Annotated in this window: 14 protein-coding genes and 2 tRNA genes; 2 read left to right on the top strand and 14 right to left on the bottom strand. The window is 60.0% G+C overall.

Going from position 1 to position 15,163, the window contains the following annotated elements; translation table 11 throughout:
- Positions 1-9: 9 nt before the first annotated feature.
- A complete protein-coding gene (locus tag B5G37_RS02170; protein WP_204217834.1) occupies positions 10-852 on the bottom strand; it encodes an undecaprenyl-diphosphate phosphatase in 843 nt (280 codons plus the stop codon).
- A 225-nt stretch (positions 853-1,077) separates the two neighbouring features.
- On the opposite strand from B5G37_RS02170, the gene B5G37_RS02165 reads away from it, so the two are divergent.
- Complete coding sequence (locus B5G37_RS02165; protein WP_087253312.1) at positions 1,078-1,584, top strand: DUF3592 domain-containing protein; 507 nt, start codon at positions 1,078-1,080, stop codon at positions 1,582-1,584.
- A gap of 35 nt (positions 1,585-1,619) precedes the next feature.
- Here the strand turns inward: B5G37_RS02165 and B5G37_RS02160 are convergent, their stop codons facing one another.
- From B5G37_RS02160 to B5G37_RS02115, 10 genes are all read right to left on the bottom strand, one after another.
- A complete protein-coding gene (locus tag B5G37_RS02160) occupies positions 1,620-2,315 on the bottom strand; it encodes an ATP-dependent Clp protease proteolytic subunit (protein ID WP_242962735.1) in 696 nt (231 codons plus the stop codon).
- Between the two features lie 239 nt (positions 2,316-2,554).
- Positions 2,555-3,958, bottom strand: coding sequence for an aminopeptidase (locus tag B5G37_RS02155; RefSeq protein WP_087253308.1), 1,404 nt, complete (start codon positions 3,956-3,958; stop codon positions 2,555-2,557).
- An 18-nt stretch (positions 3,959-3,976) separates the two neighbouring features.
- On the bottom strand, positions 3,977-4,582 hold the full coding sequence (coaE, locus tag B5G37_RS02150) for a dephospho-CoA kinase (RefSeq protein WP_087253306.1): 606 nt from the start codon (positions 4,580-4,582) through the stop codon (positions 3,977-3,979).
- Entirely contained in the window at positions 4,579-5,856 is a 1,278-nt protein-coding gene (locus tag B5G37_RS15145; protein ID WP_158099327.1) for an L-threonylcarbamoyladenylate synthase, read from the bottom strand. Before B5G37_RS15145 ends, coaE begins: the two co-directional genes overlap by 4 nt.
- A gap of 4 nt (positions 5,857-5,860) precedes the next feature.
- Complete coding sequence (gene prfA, locus B5G37_RS02140; protein ID WP_087253305.1) at positions 5,861-6,922, bottom strand: peptide chain release factor 1; 1,062 nt, start codon at positions 6,920-6,922, stop codon at positions 5,861-5,863.
- A 12-nt stretch (positions 6,923-6,934) separates the two neighbouring features.
- A complete protein-coding gene (abc-f, locus tag B5G37_RS02135; protein ID WP_087253303.1) occupies positions 6,935-8,842 on the bottom strand; it encodes a ribosomal protection-like ABC-F family protein in 1,908 nt (635 codons plus the stop codon).
- Positions 8,843-8,879: 37 nt separating this feature from the next.
- On the bottom strand, positions 8,880-10,274 hold the full coding sequence (gene murF, locus B5G37_RS02130; RefSeq protein WP_087253302.1) for a UDP-N-acetylmuramoyl-tripeptide--D-alanyl-D-alanine ligase: 1,395 nt from the start codon (positions 10,272-10,274) through the stop codon (positions 8,880-8,882).
- Between the two features lie 24 nt (positions 10,275-10,298).
- Entirely contained in the window at positions 10,299-11,345 is a 1,047-nt protein-coding gene (locus tag B5G37_RS02125) for a D-alanine--D-alanine ligase (RefSeq protein ID WP_087253300.1), read from the bottom strand.
- 212 nt (positions 11,346-11,557) lie between these two features.
- Positions 11,558-11,631 (bottom strand) — tRNA-Gln (locus B5G37_RS02120).
- Between the two features lie 133 nt (positions 11,632-11,764).
- The gene (locus B5G37_RS02115) at positions 11,765-12,703 is read right to left on the bottom strand and encodes a cell wall hydrolase (RefSeq protein WP_087253298.1); all 939 of its coding nucleotides are present in this window, start codon (positions 12,701-12,703) and stop codon (positions 11,765-11,767) included.
- Positions 12,704-12,792: 89 nt separating this feature from the next.
- On the opposite strand from B5G37_RS02115, the gene B5G37_RS14905 reads away from it, so the two are divergent.
- Positions 12,793-13,077, top strand: a complete 285-nt coding sequence (locus B5G37_RS14905; protein ID WP_143482855.1) for a hypothetical protein — start codon at positions 12,793-12,795, stop codon at positions 13,075-13,077.
- Here B5G37_RS14905 and B5G37_RS02110 read toward each other — a convergent pair.
- From B5G37_RS02110 to B5G37_RS02100, 3 genes are all read right to left on the bottom strand, one after another.
- Positions 13,037-13,128 (bottom strand) — tRNA-Ser (locus B5G37_RS02110). The two genes, B5G37_RS14905 and B5G37_RS02110, sit on opposite strands and share 41 nt — an antisense overlap.
- Before the next feature lie 77 nt (positions 13,129-13,205).
- Positions 13,206-14,576 (bottom strand): alanine/glycine:cation symporter family protein, encoded by a 1,371-nt coding sequence (locus B5G37_RS02105; RefSeq protein WP_087253295.1) that lies wholly within the window; start codon positions 14,574-14,576, stop codon positions 13,206-13,208.
- 61 nt (positions 14,577-14,637) lie between these two features.
- The gene (locus tag B5G37_RS02100; RefSeq protein WP_087253292.1) at positions 14,638-15,162 is read right to left on the bottom strand and encodes a folate family ECF transporter S component; all 525 of its coding nucleotides are present in this window, start codon (positions 15,160-15,162) and stop codon (positions 14,638-14,640) included.
- Position 15,163 lies beyond the last annotated feature (1 nt).

Here is a 15,163-nt window from a genome sequence, read left to right as displayed (position 1 = left end):
CTCCTAATCTTAGAGTACGATAAAGCCAGCGATCAGAGACACCACGCCCATAATCCAGCAGTAGTAGGCGAAGTTACCGAACTTCCCCTTGTTGGCCAGCAGACGCACCAGCTGGATGGAGAAGTAACCCACCACACCGGCCACGATCATACCAGCGATGTACTTGGGCAGCAAGCTGGCGTCAATGCCCTGATCTCCAAAGGCCTTGACCACCTTGAGCAGGGTAGCGCCCAGCACGGCAGGCAGGGAGAGCAGGAAGGAGTAGTGCACAGCAAACTCCCGGTTAAAGCCAAGCATCAGGCCGGCAGAAATGGTGCTGCCGGAACGGGAAATGCCGGGGATGGTGGCAACGCCCTGGGCAATGCCCACCAACAGAGCATCCTTGACGGTGGCGGTGCGAGCAGTCTTGCGTCCGCCGCCCAGACGGTCAGAGAAGAACAAAATGCAGCCGGTCACCAGCAGCATCACAGACACAACGGCGGGATAATTGCCCAGACCCTCCACCACGCCCTCCAAGGGTAGGACCACAAAGAGGGGCAGGGTACCCACAATAATCATCATCACCAGGCGGCGAGCCTCCGGGGGCCGGGACTCACGGCTGCCGTGGCCACCCACCAGGGAACCGATCCCCTTGAAGAACTCCACGATCATTTCCACAATGTCCTTCCAATACACCACGCACACCGCAATCAAGGTGGCAAAGTGCAGCAGGATGTTAAACAGGTTATCCACCTCTTCCATGTGGAAGAAATGCTGGAGCAGGGTCAGGTGTCCCGAACTGGAGATGGGGAGGAACTCTGCCACACCCTGGACAAAGCCCATAAAAATCGCCTCTAAAAAGGACAAGGTCATCACCTCATTTTTATTTTTGCCCAGAACAAGAATCCGGTGCATTATAGTATATTACCACACTCCCAGATCAAATGCCAGTTTTTCTTTTCCCTCCGGCGAGTTTCTACCCCCTTCCGGGCCTGTCATGATCTCCCATATACAAGAAGATTGACACAAAACCTCCTGTCAGGTATGATATTGAAAAAGACAGGGCTACCCCCTGTCATCTTTTTGGGGTGAATCAACATGAGCAAGCACAAGAACAAACAGCAATATGTACAGACTGAGCCGAAAAAAGCGGGCCGGGGTTTCCTCTCCAAGGTGATCATTTTTGTGGGCTTTATCTCCGCCATCAACGCCATCATTTCCCTGGTGGCCGGATACGGCACCTTCCAGACCCAGTGGGCGCAGACCGAGTGGCCCGCCACCACCGCCCAGGTAGTGGAAGTATCTCAGGGCCATGACGTAAACCAGAACCCCACCCCCGCGGAGATCCGCTATGAGTACCAGGTGGACGGCACCACCTACCAAGGCACTTACCAGGAGGATTCCACCAACGTTGCAGTGGGCCTGAGTATGCCGGTCCGGTACGACCCGGATCACCCGGAAGTCTCCACCACCAACATGCAGATGGATCTGGGTTTTCTCATTCAGACCTCTCTGTTTGGCGTGCTGGCCATCGTCTGTCTCTACGGCCCTGCCGTGTACAGCAAGCGGAAGGATCGCATGCAGCACCGCCTCCCTGTCCGTTAAAAAAAGCGCTCTGGAATTTCATCCAGAGCGCTTTTTCACTTCTTTTTGTACTTCTTCATTCGTTTGCGCAGGCAGGCCATGGCATCGGACAGGCCACCCAGGTGGTCAATGAGGCCCAGTTCCACCGCCTCCTGACCGTAGACGATGCTGCCCATGTCAGCAGCCATCTCCTGGGTGTTGAGCATCAGCTGCTCCAACTTCTCCCGGGAAATGGAGCTGTTGTGGGTGACAAAGTCCAAAATTCGCTCCTGTACCCGCTGGAAGTAGTGGAAGGTCTGGCTGACCCCAATGACCATGCCGTTGAGACGCACCGGATGGATGGTCATGGCCCCGGAAGGCACAATGAAAGACTCCTTGGCGGAGACCGCCAACGGCACCCCGATGGAATGCCCGCCCCCCAGCACCAGGGACACGGTTGGCTTGGACATGCCCGCGATCATCTCCGCAATGGCCAGCCCCGCCTCGATGTCGCCCCCCATGGTGTTGAGCAAAATGAGCAGCCCATCCACCTCGTCGCTCTCCTCCACCGCCGTGAGCAGGGGCAACACGTGCTCATACTTGGTGGTTTTGGCCCCCTCCGGGGCCTCCTGGTGGCCCTCAATTTGCCCGATGATGGTGAGGGTCTGAATGGTGCCCACCCCAGTCTTGACCGTGGAGCTTCCCAGCTCGGTGAGTTGCTGCTGCTGTTCTTCCACAGGCTGAGTCTGGCCAGCCCCGTCCTCTTTTTTCACGCAAATACCCCCTTCCCGGCTAGTATCTCCGGGAAGGGGGTACTTTATTCTTCAAAAAAGCCTCGCAGAGTTCGCACCCGCAGGTGCGAAACATCATAATCCGTTTTTCCCGGGGACATGCGCATCGGGAAAAACACCGCTCTGCCTGCAAGTGTGAGTTTTGCCCGCCCCTGGTGGGCAAAATCTTGCGCGCAGCAGGCTGCAATCTTTCTCCAAAAAGGCCCGCCTTTTTGGAGGCTTTAGCCTTCATAGACCGCGCGGCAGGCTGCGTAGGTCATGTAGCAGTCCAGCTTGGACACAGTCTCGAAGGGAGAGTGCATGGACAGCACGGGCACACCGGCATCCAGGGTGTCGATGTTGCGGTTGGCCATGTAGCAGGCCACAGTGCCGCCGCCGCCCTGGTCGGTCTTACCCAGCTCGGCCATCTGCCACAGCACGTTGCGGTCGTCCAGCAGGCGGCGGATATAGCCCACAGCCTCGGCGCCAGCATCGGAGCAGCCGCCCTTACCACGTGCACCGGTGTACTTGCTCAGACCCACGCCGTAGTTGATGAAGGCGGAGTTGTTGCGCTCATAGACCTCAGCAAAGTTGGGGTCGAAGGCGGCGGTGACGTCAGAGGACAGGCAGAAGGACTTCTCATAGCAGGCCCGCAGAGGCACGTTCTGGCTCTCGCACAGGTCCTCCACGAAGGTGTCAAAGAAGGCGGACTGCATGCCGGACACGCCCTCGGAGCCGATCTCCTCCTTGTCGGCCAGTACGCACACGGCGGTACGGCAGGGGGTGCCCTCCAGGTCCAGCATAGCCTTCAGACCAGCGTAAGCGCACACACGGTCGTCGTGGCCGTAAGCGCCCAACAGGGTGCGGTCAAAGCCGATGTCAGTGGCATTGAAGGCGGGGACAGCCTCGATCTCGGCGGAGATGAAGTCGGCCTCGGTGATGCCGTACTTCTCGTTGAGAATCTGCATGACGGCCAACTTCACACGGCCGTCGCCCTCGTCGTCCTTCAGGGGGCGGCTACCCACCACCAGGTTCAGGCTCTCGGCGGGAATGGCCTCGCCCAGGGGCTTCTTGGACTGGTCTGCGCCCAGGTGGGGCAGCAAGTCATTGATGGTGAACTGGGGATCGCCGGGGTTGCCGCCCACGGACACATTCACCACAGAACCGTCCTTAAGCACCACCACGCCCCGCAGCTCCAGGGGGATGGTCACCCACTGATACTTACGGATGCCGCCGTAGTAGTGGGTCTTGAGGAAGGCGATCTCGCTGTCCTCATAGAGAGGGGTGGGCTTCAGGTCCAGACGGGGAGCGTCGATGTGAGCGGCCACGATGGACACACCCTGATCCAGGGGGGCAGAGCCGATGACGGCCAGGTTGATGCCACGGCCCCGGTTGACCCGGTACACCTTCATGCCGGGACGCAGCTCCATGCCACGCTCCAGGGGCACAAATCCGGCAGCCTCAATGAGCTCCAAGGTGTAGTCCACACAGGTGCGCTCGGTCTTGCCTCGATCCAGGTACACCTTGTAGCCCTCGCAGTAGTCAAAAATAGCCCGCTCGGTGGCCTCGTCCACCTTGTCCCAGCCGTTCTTCTTCTGGTTGAGCAGCTGCTCGCGCAGCAGCTTTCCCTTGGTCTTTTCTTCCATGGGTATTACCTCCTTATGTTATCTGTGCAATATGTGGTCAAACAACGCCGTGGCCTGCTCTCTGAGCTGGTCCGGGTCATCTCCATCGTTATGTAAGGTATATTGGCACCGCTCCTCAAAAAAGGACACCGGCTTTTGGGCCTCCACCCGCTTGCGGGCATAGGCCTCGTCGATGCCGTCCCGGGCCATGATGCGGCCAATCCGGGTCTCCGGCTGGGCCACCACCGCCACGGTGATCTGGCACATCGCCGCCAAGCCGCTCTCGATGAGGGCAATGGCATCCACCACCGCCATCTCTTTCCCCTCTTGCCGGGCCTGGTCCAGGCGGTGCTGAATCTCCAGGTGGATGTAGCGGTGGGTGATGGTGTTCAGGTCCTCCAACGCCTGGGGGTCGCCAAAGACCTTCTCCCCCAGCTTCTTGCGCAGAAGCCCCCCCTGGGCATCGTAGATATCCGAACCGAACCGCCCTTGCAGCTCTTCCCGCATGGGCTGGCTGGACACGGTCAAGTCATGGTAAATGGCGTCGCAGTCCAGTACCGCCGCCCCCATCCCCTCCAGGACGTGGAGTACGGTGGTCTTGCCCGCCCCCGTGGGACCGGTGAGGCCAATGATGGTAAAGCTCATCCCTCCACCTCGCACCCCAGGGCCTGCTCAATGGCCTCTCGGCTCAGGCCGCCCTGGCGGAGGATGCGGAAGGGTTTCACGGTGAGGTTCATAATGGTGGACTCCACCCCCACCGAGCAAGGCCCGCCGTCCAGCACTGCCCCAATGCGGCCGTCCAACTGCTCCAGCACCTGCCCTGCGTTTTTGGGGCTGGGGTGGCCGGAGATGTTGGCGGAAGGACAGGCCAGAGGATGACCCAGGGCACGAATGACCCCCAGAGTGTCCGGATGGTCAGGGCAGCGCACCCCCTGGGTGGCGCCTCCAGCGGGGACAATGGCGGGCAAGGTGCCCTTGCCCCACAAAATCATGGTCAGAGGTCCCGGCCAGAAAGCTTTAGCCAGGGTGTAGGCCTCTTCCGGGATGTCCCGGCACACCCCCTCCACCATCTCCATGCCGTCCACCAGCACGTTCAGAGGCTTCTCCTCCGGGCGGCCCTTGGCCTCGTAGTTGGCCCGCACCGATTCCTCGATGTAAGCGTCCGAGGCCAGGCCGTACACCGTCTCAGTGGGTACCGCCACCAGCTGGCCCTCCCGGAGCAACTGTGCAGCCTTGTCCACCTCATGGGGGGGCAAGGTCTGGGTCTCAGGACGGCCCAGCACCAGGGACAGCAGCTGTCCGGGCCGCTCCACCAGGTGATGGGCTCCCTCCTGCTCCAGCTCTTCCCGGCTGCGGAAGCCCCACAGCACCCCGCAGGTGTCCAGCTTGCCGTTCTTTCCGGTGCGGATGTCCACATTGCTGTCCCCCACAAAGAGGGTGGTCTCGGGTACAGCTCCCATCTGCTCCATAAGGGCATAGAGCAAGGTGGGGTCGGGCTTGGTGGGCTTGTCCGGCAGGGCCCCCTGGACGTGGGTGAACACCCCAGGGTAGTACCGCTCCATCACCGCGCCAGCCAGAGCGTGGGCCTTGTTGGTGAGCACACCAACGCCCACCCCAGCCTGCTTCAAGGCGTCCAGCACCTGGGCCATTCCCCAGTAAGGGGCGGTCAAGTCCTCTTTGTGCTGGCCGTAGTACTCCATAAACTGGGCCAGAGCTTCCTCCAGCTCCTGGTGGGACGTACCCTGGGGAGCAAACCGCTCCACCAGCTTGGGGATGCCGTTGCCCACCTTGATTTTATACGCCTCCACCGGGTGGGTGGGCCACCCCCGCTGGGTGCACACCCAGTTGCCGGCGTTGGCCAGGTCGTCAATGGTGTTGAGGAGGGTTCCGTCTAAGTCAAAAATCACATGGGTATACATCTCTCTAGCCCTCTCCTTCTTTCAGCCGCTGGGCCCGGTCGGCAGTGATGAGCCCGTCGATGATCTCGTCCAGGTCTCCGTCCATCACGGCGTCCAGCTTGTAAATGGTCAACCCGATGCGGTGCTCGGTGAGCCGCCCCTGGGGGAAGTTGTAGGTACGGATGCGCTCGTTGCGCATGCCCGAGCCCACCTGGCTGCGCCGCTGGTCCCCGTACTCCTCCGAAATGCGCTGCTGCTCCTGGTCGTAGAGCATGGAGGCCAGAATCCGCATGGCCTTCTCCCGGTTTTGGAACTGGCTGCGCTCCTGCTGGCACTCCACCACAATTCCCGTGGGCTTGTGGATAAGGCGCACCGCCGAAGACGTTTTATTGACGTGCTGGCCACCGGCCCCCGAGGCCCGGTAGACCTGCATTTCCACATCGGCGGGGTTTAACTGCACGTCCACCTGCTCCATCTCGGGCAGTACCGCCACCGTGGCCGTGGAGGTGTGCACCCGTCCGCCGGATTCCGTCTCCGGAACCCGCTGCACCCGGTGTACGCCGCTTTCAAATTTCAGCCGGGAGTAGGCCCCATCTCCGGAGATGGTCAGGGAGATGTCTTTCACGCCCCCCAACTCCGTCTCGCTGACGCTGTTGACCTCCACGCGCCACCCCCGCTTTTCCGCATACATGGTGTACATACGGGTGAGGGAGTGGGCAAACAGGGCGGATTCCTCCCCGCCCACACCGGCTCGAATCTCCACAATGACATTTTTGTCGTCGTTGGGGTCCCGGGGCAGCAGCAGTTCTCGGATGAGCTGTTCCAAACGCTCCAGCTCCTCTTTGGCCGCTGCCATCTCCTCCTGAGCCAGGTCCTTGAACTCCGGGTCGGAGAGCAGTTCCTCTGCTCCCGCCAGGTCGTCCTTGGCCTTGCACCAGCTGCGGTAGGCGGTGACCAGGGGCTCCAGCTCCCGCTGCTCTTTGTTCAGCCGGGACACCAGATCCGGGTCGTTATAGGTCTCATTGGCCGCCAGACGGGCTTCGATCTCCCCGTAACGCAGCTCAATGCCTTTGAGTTTGTCGGTCATAGTGCCTCCTTGTCAGCCCTTGGCCTCTTCCAACTGGGCGGCCAGAGTTTCCCACTGGGTATACAGGTGGGCCAGCTCGTCCTCCAGGCGGCTGCGTTCCTCGTACAGCTCCTGGGCCTTGAGGTAGTCGCTGGCGGCAGCCTCCAGCTCGCCGGTAAGCTCGTCTAAGCGGATTTCCGCCTTTTCCACCGCCCGTTCGGCGGCTCGCACCTGCTTTTCCAGCTCCTTGGTGCCGCCGGAACGCTTGGGTTTCTCCTCCGCCTTGGGCTTCTCCGGGGGAACTTGGGCCTTGGCCGCGTTTTTCAGCTGAGCCTGTCGCTCCCGGAAGGCCCGGAATTCCCCGTAGGTGCCCCGGAAGTCCAAAATGCCCCCGTCCTCCAGCATCCAGATGCGGGTGGCAAATTTCTCGATAAAATAGCGGTCGTGGGAGACAAAGAGCAGGTTGCCCCCGTACTCCGACACCGCTTCCTCCATCCACTCTCTGGAGTCGATGTCCAGGTGGTTGGTGGGCTCGTCCAGCACCAGTAAGTTGATTTTGCTGTCCATGAGCATACACAGCCGCAGCCGGGACTGCTCACCGCCGGACAGGGCGGATACCGGCTTGAACACGTCATCCCCTCGGAACCGGAAGGAGGCCAGACGGTCCCGGGCTTCCTGGGTGGTACAGTTCTGAGCGTAGAGCATGGTATCCACCAGGTTTCGCTCGGGGTGGTCAAAGCGGACGATCTGGGGCAGGTATCCCACCCGGATGGAGGGGCCCAAGTAAATACTGCCCTGGTCGGGGTGCTCCTCTTCCATGAGGATTTTCAGAAAGGTGGATTTTCCCGTGCCGTTGTCTCCCAGCAGGGCGATGCGCTCGCCCCCTGCCACCTCCAAATTCAGGTTGGAAAAGAGGGTACGGTCCCCGAAGCTTTTGGTCAGCCCCGTAACCACCATGGCCTCGTCTCCGTGGAACTCCCGCTCCCCAAACCGGGTGGTCATCTTCTTCTCCCGGGTGGGTTTGGCGGTGGTGTTCATGCGCTCGATGCGCCGCTCCATGTTGATGGCCCGCTTGTATTGCTTATCATTGCCCTGGAAGGCCCACAGGCGCATCTGCTGGGCAGCCTGCTCCAGCTGGGCGATCTTGGCCTGTTCTTTCTCATACTGGCGCAGCCGCTCCTGGTACCGCCGCTCCTTCTCCTCCACGTAGAAGGAGTAGTTGCCGGAGTACAGCTCCGCCTTGCCCTCCTGCACCTCCGCCACCCGGCGCACCACCTTGTCCAAAAACCAACGGTCGTGGGAAATGGCCAGCACGGTGCCGGAAAAGTGCTCCAGGTACTCCTCCAGCCACTCGGTGGCGTTGAGATCCAAGTGGTTGGTGGGCTCGTCCAACAGGAGGATGTCGGTATCCTCCAAAATGAGACGGGCCAGGTTGATGCGGGTCTTTTCACCACCGGACAGAGCGGAAAAGAGCCGTGCTCGCATGTCCTGGTCGATGGACAGGCCGTTGCACACCTTGTTGAGCTGGGTTTTGGTGTGGTAGCCGCCCCCCGCCTCAAAGGCGGCGGTGAGCTTGTCGTAGCGCTCCATCACCGCCTGGGTGGGGTGGTCCCCCATCTGCATGCTCAGCTCGCCCAGCTCCCGCTCGATGTTGTGCAGCCGCTCAAAGGCGGTGTCCAACACGTCCTCCACCGTATACCCTTCCGGGTAGACGGGAATCTGGGAGATGAGGCCCACCCGCTTGCCGGGGGCGATGGTGACCGTGCCCTCATCCGCCTCCACCTCACCGGTGATGATGCGGAAGATGGTGGTCTTTCCGGCGCCGTTGCGGCCCAGAAGGCCCACCCGCTCCCCGGTATCCACCTGGAGGGAAAACCCGTCCAGGATTTTCTTGCCCACTTCAAATTCCTTGACCAGGCCGCTTAACTGTATGTCAATCATGCCGTTCTCCTCATGCTCCGGCCAAGACCTCTGAAGCTCACTTCTGGGTCTGGGCCGTCAGGTAGTCTACAATCTTTTCAAAGGCCATGGAACGGGAGGCCTTGACCAGAATGGTCACACCCGCCCGAATTTCCCGGCTCAGCGCCTCCTTGGCCTCCTCCAGGTCGTGGAAGTAGGAGACATGCTCCTGGCTCATGCCAGCTTGCACCGCGCCCTGGGCCATATGCTTGGCCAGATCGCCAATGGCGATAAGCCGCTCCACGCCCGCCTGGGCAAAGTAACCGCCCACCGCCTGGTGGAACATGGCGCTGCTGGGCCCCAATTCCTTCATATCTCCCACCACGGCCACACGGCGGCGGTCCTTGGCATCACCCAGCACCGCGGCAGCGGCCCGCATGGACTGGGGATTGGCGTTGTAGGCGTCATTCAAAATCACCACGTCCCCGGGACAGGTGACCACATTCATGCGCATCTTGGTGGGGAGGAAGGCCCGGATGCCCCGGGTGATCTCGTCGGCCTCCATGCCATAGAGTTCGCCCACCGCCGCAGCCATGAGGGTGGGGTAGATCATGTGGGTGCCCAGGGCGGGAATGTCCGCCTGGAACTTGCTGTGGGGGGTCTTCACCTGGCAGGAGATGTGGCTGGCCCCGTCGCTGTCGATGTCAAAGGCGGTATAATCCAGCCCTTCCCCGCTGCCCACCATGTAGGTGGTCTGGGCCAACTTGCCCTTCAGGGTGGCCAGCATGGGGTCGTCCCCGTTGAGGATGGCGGTACCTGTGGCCTTCAAGTGGTTGAAAATCTCGCACTTGGCGGCAAAAATGGCCTCCCGGCTGCCCAGGTTCTCAATGTGGGAGTCTCCCACGTTGGTGATGAGGGCCACGTCCGGCTCCACCAGCTCACTGAGGTAGTCGATCTCCCCAGCGTGGTCCATGCCCATCTCCAGCACGCAAATCTGGTGGGTGTGGTCCAGGCGCAGCAGGGTCAGGGGCAGACCAATGTCATTATTAAAGTTGCCCTCGGTTTTCAGCACCTTGTACTTGGCACTGAGCACCGCCGCCACCATGTCCTTGGTGGTGGTCTTGCCCACCGAGCCGGTCACGGCCACATAGGGGATGGGGAACATCTCCTTATAGTACCGGGCCAGATCCCGCAGGGCCCGCTGGGTGGAGCGTACCTTGATATAAAACTTCCCCGGCAGGTAGCTCTCTCGCTCTCGGGCGGTGATGCACCCGGCAGCTCCCTGCTCCAGGGCGCTGTTGATGAAGGAATGGCCGTCAAACCGCTCCCCCTCCAGGGGAAGGAACAGACAGCCCTGGGGTACACTGCGGCTGTCGGTACACACCTCACATACCGTCTGATTCCGATCTGCCTCGGGGCCGATGAGGGTGCCGCCCACCGCTTCCATTACCTGGGCCAATGTCAAAGCTTCCATCTCGCTGCCTCCTTCGCTCTCCCGTCAATGTCCCGCCTTGCGGACTTCCAGGGATGCTGCAATGATGCGCTCACACAAACTGCCGTAGTCAATGCCCACCACAGCTGCCTCCTGAGGCAGCAGGCTGGTGGGGGTCATACCGGGCAGGGTGTTGATTTCCAAGAACCAGGGGGTGCCGTCAGGGGTGACAATGAAGTCCGCCCGGGAGTACACCGCCAGGCCCACGCCGCGGAACACCTTCAAAGCGGCCTCAGCCAGCCGCTGCTCCCACTCCTGGGGAATCTGGGCGGGGCAAATCTCATCCGCTGCCCCGGGCTGGTACTTGTTTTCATAGTCATAGAAGCCCTCTTTGGGGATGATCTCAATGGAGGGCAGGGCCTTCCCCTCCAAAATGCCCACCTGGATCTCCCGGCCGGAGACAAACTGCTCGATGACACAGCGGCCACCCAGCTCCAGGCCTTCCTGCAAAGCCGCTTCCAACTCCGCCTTGGTGCGGGGGATGGAAACGCCGATGGAGGAACCGTAGTCCACGGGCTTGACCACGCAGGGCACTTCCAGACGCTCCACCAGACCGGGGATGTCAGTGGCGGTGTACTCCACCAGCTCCCACTGGGGGGTCTTCACACCCAAGGGGGCCACAATGCGTTTGGTCAGGTCCTTATCCATGGCGATGGCAGAACCCAGGTAATTGGAACCGGTGTAGGGAATGCCCATCAAATCCAGAGCTGCCTGCACCCGGCCGTCCTCGCCACAGGCCCCATGGAGGGCCAGGAATACCACATCTGCCTGGGCGCACAGCTCCAGCACGCCGGGGCCAAACTGGCTGGCACCCCCATCCTTGCGGGAGGCCTTCACCTGCTCCAGGTCGGGAGCTACCCGGCCCACCCGGGTCAGCTCCTCATCCAGAGGGGCGTCAAACAGAGTTTCCACCGGGGCGTGGGTGCCCAGAAACATATCCACAAAGGCCACCTGGTGTCCCCGCTGGCGCAAAGCGGTGCACACCTTGCAGCCGCTGGACAGGGAAACATTCCGTTCCGGGCTCAATCCGCCCGCCAATACTACAATCTTCATGAACATTCTCCTTTATCGGTGGAATCATCCACAGCATACAAATGCCTGAAGCACATCCACACACTTCTCTCCATTGCTATGTCCTGGGGTCGGATTTTATCCCGAGAACACACATGTTAGCAAATTATTATATCACTTCACCTTTCTCCAGGCAAGAGGCGGCTTTCCACCTTCCGGAAAAAGAAAAAGGACATGACTTTCGTCATGTCCTTTGGCAGCGGATGAAGGATTCGAACCCTCACAAACAGAGTCAGAGTCTGGTGTGCTACCGTTACACTAATCCGCTATATTTCGTTTTGTTTTGCGTTGCTCGCTTGAGCCTTTGTTAGTATAACAGGTTTCCCGAAAAAGTCAACCCCCTTTTTTCAGATTTTGAAAAAAATTTGTGCCCCCCAATTTTGGGGGGCACGCAACACTCATTAGGCATAAAAGGCGTGGGCACCAATGGTGGCCACATAGGCACGATTTCGGGAGGCGTAGCTGTTCAAGCCAGCCACGTTAAAGAACAGAGCGTTATCCAGCACAACCGCTCCGTCCAGAACCAACTTGGCTGCCACCTGGCTGTCCCAGTTGGGGTCCCGGTAGATGGAACCGCTGGCAGCGGGGCTGAACTGGTTGGTCTGGAAGATGACACCCTTCACCGTGTTGGGGAACTTGTAGCTGGCCACACGGTTCATCACCACGTTGCCCACTGCAATCTTTCCCGCCATAGGCTGGTTGCCGCTCTCTGCATAGATGATGCGGGAGAGCCAATAAAAATCATTGCTGTTGTAGTACGCGCTACCCCAGGTCAGGTAAGCCTGCCCCTCCTGGGTGTACAGACGGATGTATCCGGTCTGGTCATCCCGAACCAACTCCAGGTTCAGGATCTTGGCCATGGTGTTTACGGGAATGGCCAGTTCGCCATCCAGGTTCACCACGCCGTTGGGCACGTAGAGATAGCGGTCATTGGCCACCACATAGCTGGCGCCATCGTACACGCTCATCTCCAAAGTCTCGGTGCCGGTGGAAGCGGAGATGGAGATGCCACCCTCCACCTGGCTCACCACAGCCTGGGGCTGGGCCTGGGCCAGGAAGTCCTCCACGCTGACATAGCACTGTCCCTGGTACATTTCGCGCTCCACATCCAACAGCGCAGTGCTGTCCAGATACAGGCCGATGCCCTGGGGGTGCTGAATATTCTCTGCGGCCTCACGGGCTGCGGTGGCCTCGGCAGAGATGACTTGCTTGAGTTCTTCCGCGCTGCCAACCTGTTCCACGACAGTCTGGGTAGCCACGGGTTGAACCGCTTGTGTGGGCTGGATTAATGTGCATGCCATGAGTGTTGCCAGCATCAGGCTGGTCACTTTCACGTTCATTCAATCGCTCCTTGTTTCAATTTGTTTTCAAATTGTAACCGTATTGTAACTCATTTTATACTGTTTTGCAACCCTTTGGCTCCGTCATTTTGACCAAACATCCCGATACTTTTCAACCCAATACAAGCGAGCTACCTAAATTTTGCCTGAATTCCCCCGTATTTGTGCGTTTTGCACACAAAAAAACAGAGAACGATTTTCCCGGTCAAAAGCCGCTCTGGGGGGCAACCAAAAAGGCAGCAGCAACGAAGAAATTGTTGCTGCTGCCGGGAACCTCAAAGGTATCATGGAAGAGAAAAAAGAAAACCCCGAACGCTATTGCATTCGGGGTTTTGGCGGAGTGGGAGGGATTCGAACCCTCGGACGGCTTTTGACCGTCACACGATTTCCAATCGTGCTCGTTATGACCTCTTCGATACCACTCCGTGTGGCCTCTTGTCGGGTCAACGAAGGTCATTATACCAGATTCTCCGCCAATGTCAACACCTTTTTTACATTTCTTTTATTTTCTTTTTTTCGACACCCATTCCCGCCAAGCTCGCAGGGCCACCGGCGAGAGCAGCAGCAGAGCAAGCAGGTTGGGAATGGCCAGCAGCCCGTTGCACACGTCCACCAGTTCCCACACCGCCGCCAGGTCTCCCACCGCCCCCAGCACCACGCACGCGGGAAAGGCCAGGCGATACACAGCCAAAACCAAGCGGGATTGGGTAAGGGTCTCCACCCCCCGCTGTCCATAATACCCCGCCCCCACCAGAGAGGTAAAGGCGAAGAGCGTCAGGCACACCGTCACCATCCACTCCCCCGCTTTCCCCCACAGGGTGGCAAAGCCGGCGGCGGCCAGGTTGCTGCCCAGCATTTCCCGGGGAATCTCCCCCGCAGCCAGCATCTCCTGGGCGGACATAGGATCGTACACCCCGGAAGTGAGAATGACCAGGGAGGTGACGGTGCAGATGACCAGGGTGGCAAAGAACACCTCGAAGATGCCCCACATCCCCTGCCGGCCCGGATGATCCACCTGGGCACAGGCGTGGGCCATGGCGGACATGCCCACCCCCGCCTCGTTGCTGAATACCCCTCGGGCCACCCCGTAGCGCAGAGCCAGCCCCATGGAGTATCCCCCAACCGCCGCCTTGGGGGAAAAGGCATAGGTGATGATCTGTTCCAGAACCACCGGGATGCGGGGGGCATTGGCTCCAATCACCGCCAGACCGCCCACCAGGAAAATCCCCGCCATCACCGGCACCAGCCGTTCACTGAGCCGGGACACTCGGCGGATGCCTCCCAGCAAGATCACCGACACCACCACCGCCAGCACCACCCCCACCACCTTAGGAGGAATGCCCGCGGACTGCTCCAAGGCGGTGGCAATGGAGTTGGCTTGGGCCAGGTTGCCCCCCACCAACGTCTCCGCCACACAGAGCATGGCGTACACGAATCCCAACCAGCGCAGCTTCAACCCCTTTTCCATATAGGTCATGGGTCCGCCCCGCCACTGTCCCTTTCCATCCTTCTCCCGGTACAATACCGCCAGGATCTTCTCTCCACATCCGGTCATCATCCCCAGCAGCGCAGACACCCACATCCAAAACACGGTACCCGGCCCACCAAAGAAGATAGCCGCGGCCACCCCTGCCACCGAACCAGTGCCAATGGTGGCTGCCAGAGCGGTGGACAGGGCCTGCAACTGGGTGATCCCCCCTTGCTCCTCCTTCTGACGGCGCAAGAGGGAGCCCACCGTAGTTTTCCACCACAGGGGCAGGCCAAAAAACTGAAAGAATCCGGTACGCAGGGAGTAGTACAGTCCCACCACCAAAAAACCTGCCAGCAGCGGGCCACCCCAGAGCAGACCGCCCAACTGCGCCAAAAACGTCATGTCCGCACACCTCCTCGTAGGAGAAGGTATGCGGACATGGTATACATTATGAAATAGAGCCTTACACCAGGCGGTACCGATGGGCAAACACGGAGTATTTCTCCACCGGGTGCATCATCAGTCGAATGATGATAAACTGCACCGGAGCCATCACCACAGCCTGAACAACACGGGCCACCACCACAGCCCAATAGGGGTTTCCGGTCAAAATATGACCCCACAGGGCTGCCAGGAAGATGCCCACCACCACATGGTTGAAGATCAAGGCCAAAGCCAGCTGCCACCAGGCTCTCCGTCCCTCCTTCAGGGCCACACCCAACGCCACGCCGTGAAGGGCATTATTCAAGGTGTAGCCGGGGAAGTAGGGCCCAATGGGAAAGAGGATTGCACCCAGCAGATCCGCCAACGCTCCCATGATGCCGCCGTACACCGGGCCAAACAGAGCGCCGCACACGGCCAGCGGCACAAAAGCAAAGCTAAACTTGGTCACCGGCGTGGCGATGGAGAAAAACCGGGACAACACCACCTCCATGGCCAGCAATACGGCCACTTGGGCCAAAATCAAAACAGAAATTTTTTGTTTCATG

This window comes from Pseudoflavonifractor sp. An85 (genome assembly GCF_002161235.1).
Taxonomy (GTDB): domain Bacteria; phylum Bacillota; class Clostridia; order Oscillospirales; family Oscillospiraceae; genus Enterenecus.
This window is presented reverse-complemented; position numbering and strand designations above follow the sequence as displayed.

Coding starts and splice junctions, on each gene's coding strand:
- B5G37_RS02170 (WP_204217834.1), bottom strand. CDS start 852: ATGACCTTGTCCTTTTTAGAGGCGATTTTTATGGGCTTTGTCCAGGGT.
- B5G37_RS02165 (WP_087253312.1), top strand. CDS start 1,078: ATGAGCAAGCACAAGAACAAACAGCAATATGTACAGACTGAGCCGAAA.
- B5G37_RS02155 (WP_087253308.1), bottom strand. CDS start 3,958: ATGGAAGAAAAGACCAAGGGAAAGCTGCTGCGCGAGCAGCTGCTCAAC.
- coaE (WP_087253306.1), bottom strand. CDS start 4,582: ATGAGCTTTACCATCATTGGCCTCACCGGTCCCACGGGGGCGGGCAAG.
- B5G37_RS15145 (WP_158099327.1), bottom strand. CDS start 5,856: ATGTATACCCATGTGATTTTTGACTTAGACGGAACCCTCCTCAACACC.
- prfA (WP_087253305.1), bottom strand. CDS start 6,922: ATGACCGACAAACTCAAAGGCATTGAGCTGCGTTACGGGGAGATCGAA.
- abc-f (WP_087253303.1), bottom strand. CDS start 8,842: ATGATTGACATACAGTTAAGCGGCCTGGTCAAGGAATTTGAAGTGGGC.
- murF (WP_087253302.1), bottom strand. CDS start 10,274: ATGGAAGCTTTGACATTGGCCCAGGTAATGGAAGCGGTGGGCGGCACC.
- B5G37_RS02125 (WP_087253300.1), bottom strand. CDS start 11,345: ATGAAGATTGTAGTATTGGCGGGCGGATTGAGCCCGGAACGGAATGTT.
- B5G37_RS02115 (WP_087253298.1), bottom strand. CDS start 12,703: ATGAACGTGAAAGTGACCAGCCTGATGCTGGCAACACTCATGGCATGC.
- B5G37_RS02105 (WP_087253295.1), bottom strand. CDS start 14,576: ATGACGTTTTTGGCGCAGTTGGGCGGTCTGCTCTGGGGTGGCCCGCTG.
- B5G37_RS02100 (WP_087253292.1), bottom strand. CDS start 15,162: ATGAAACAAAAAATTTCTGTTTTGATTTTGGCCCAAGTGGCCGTATTG.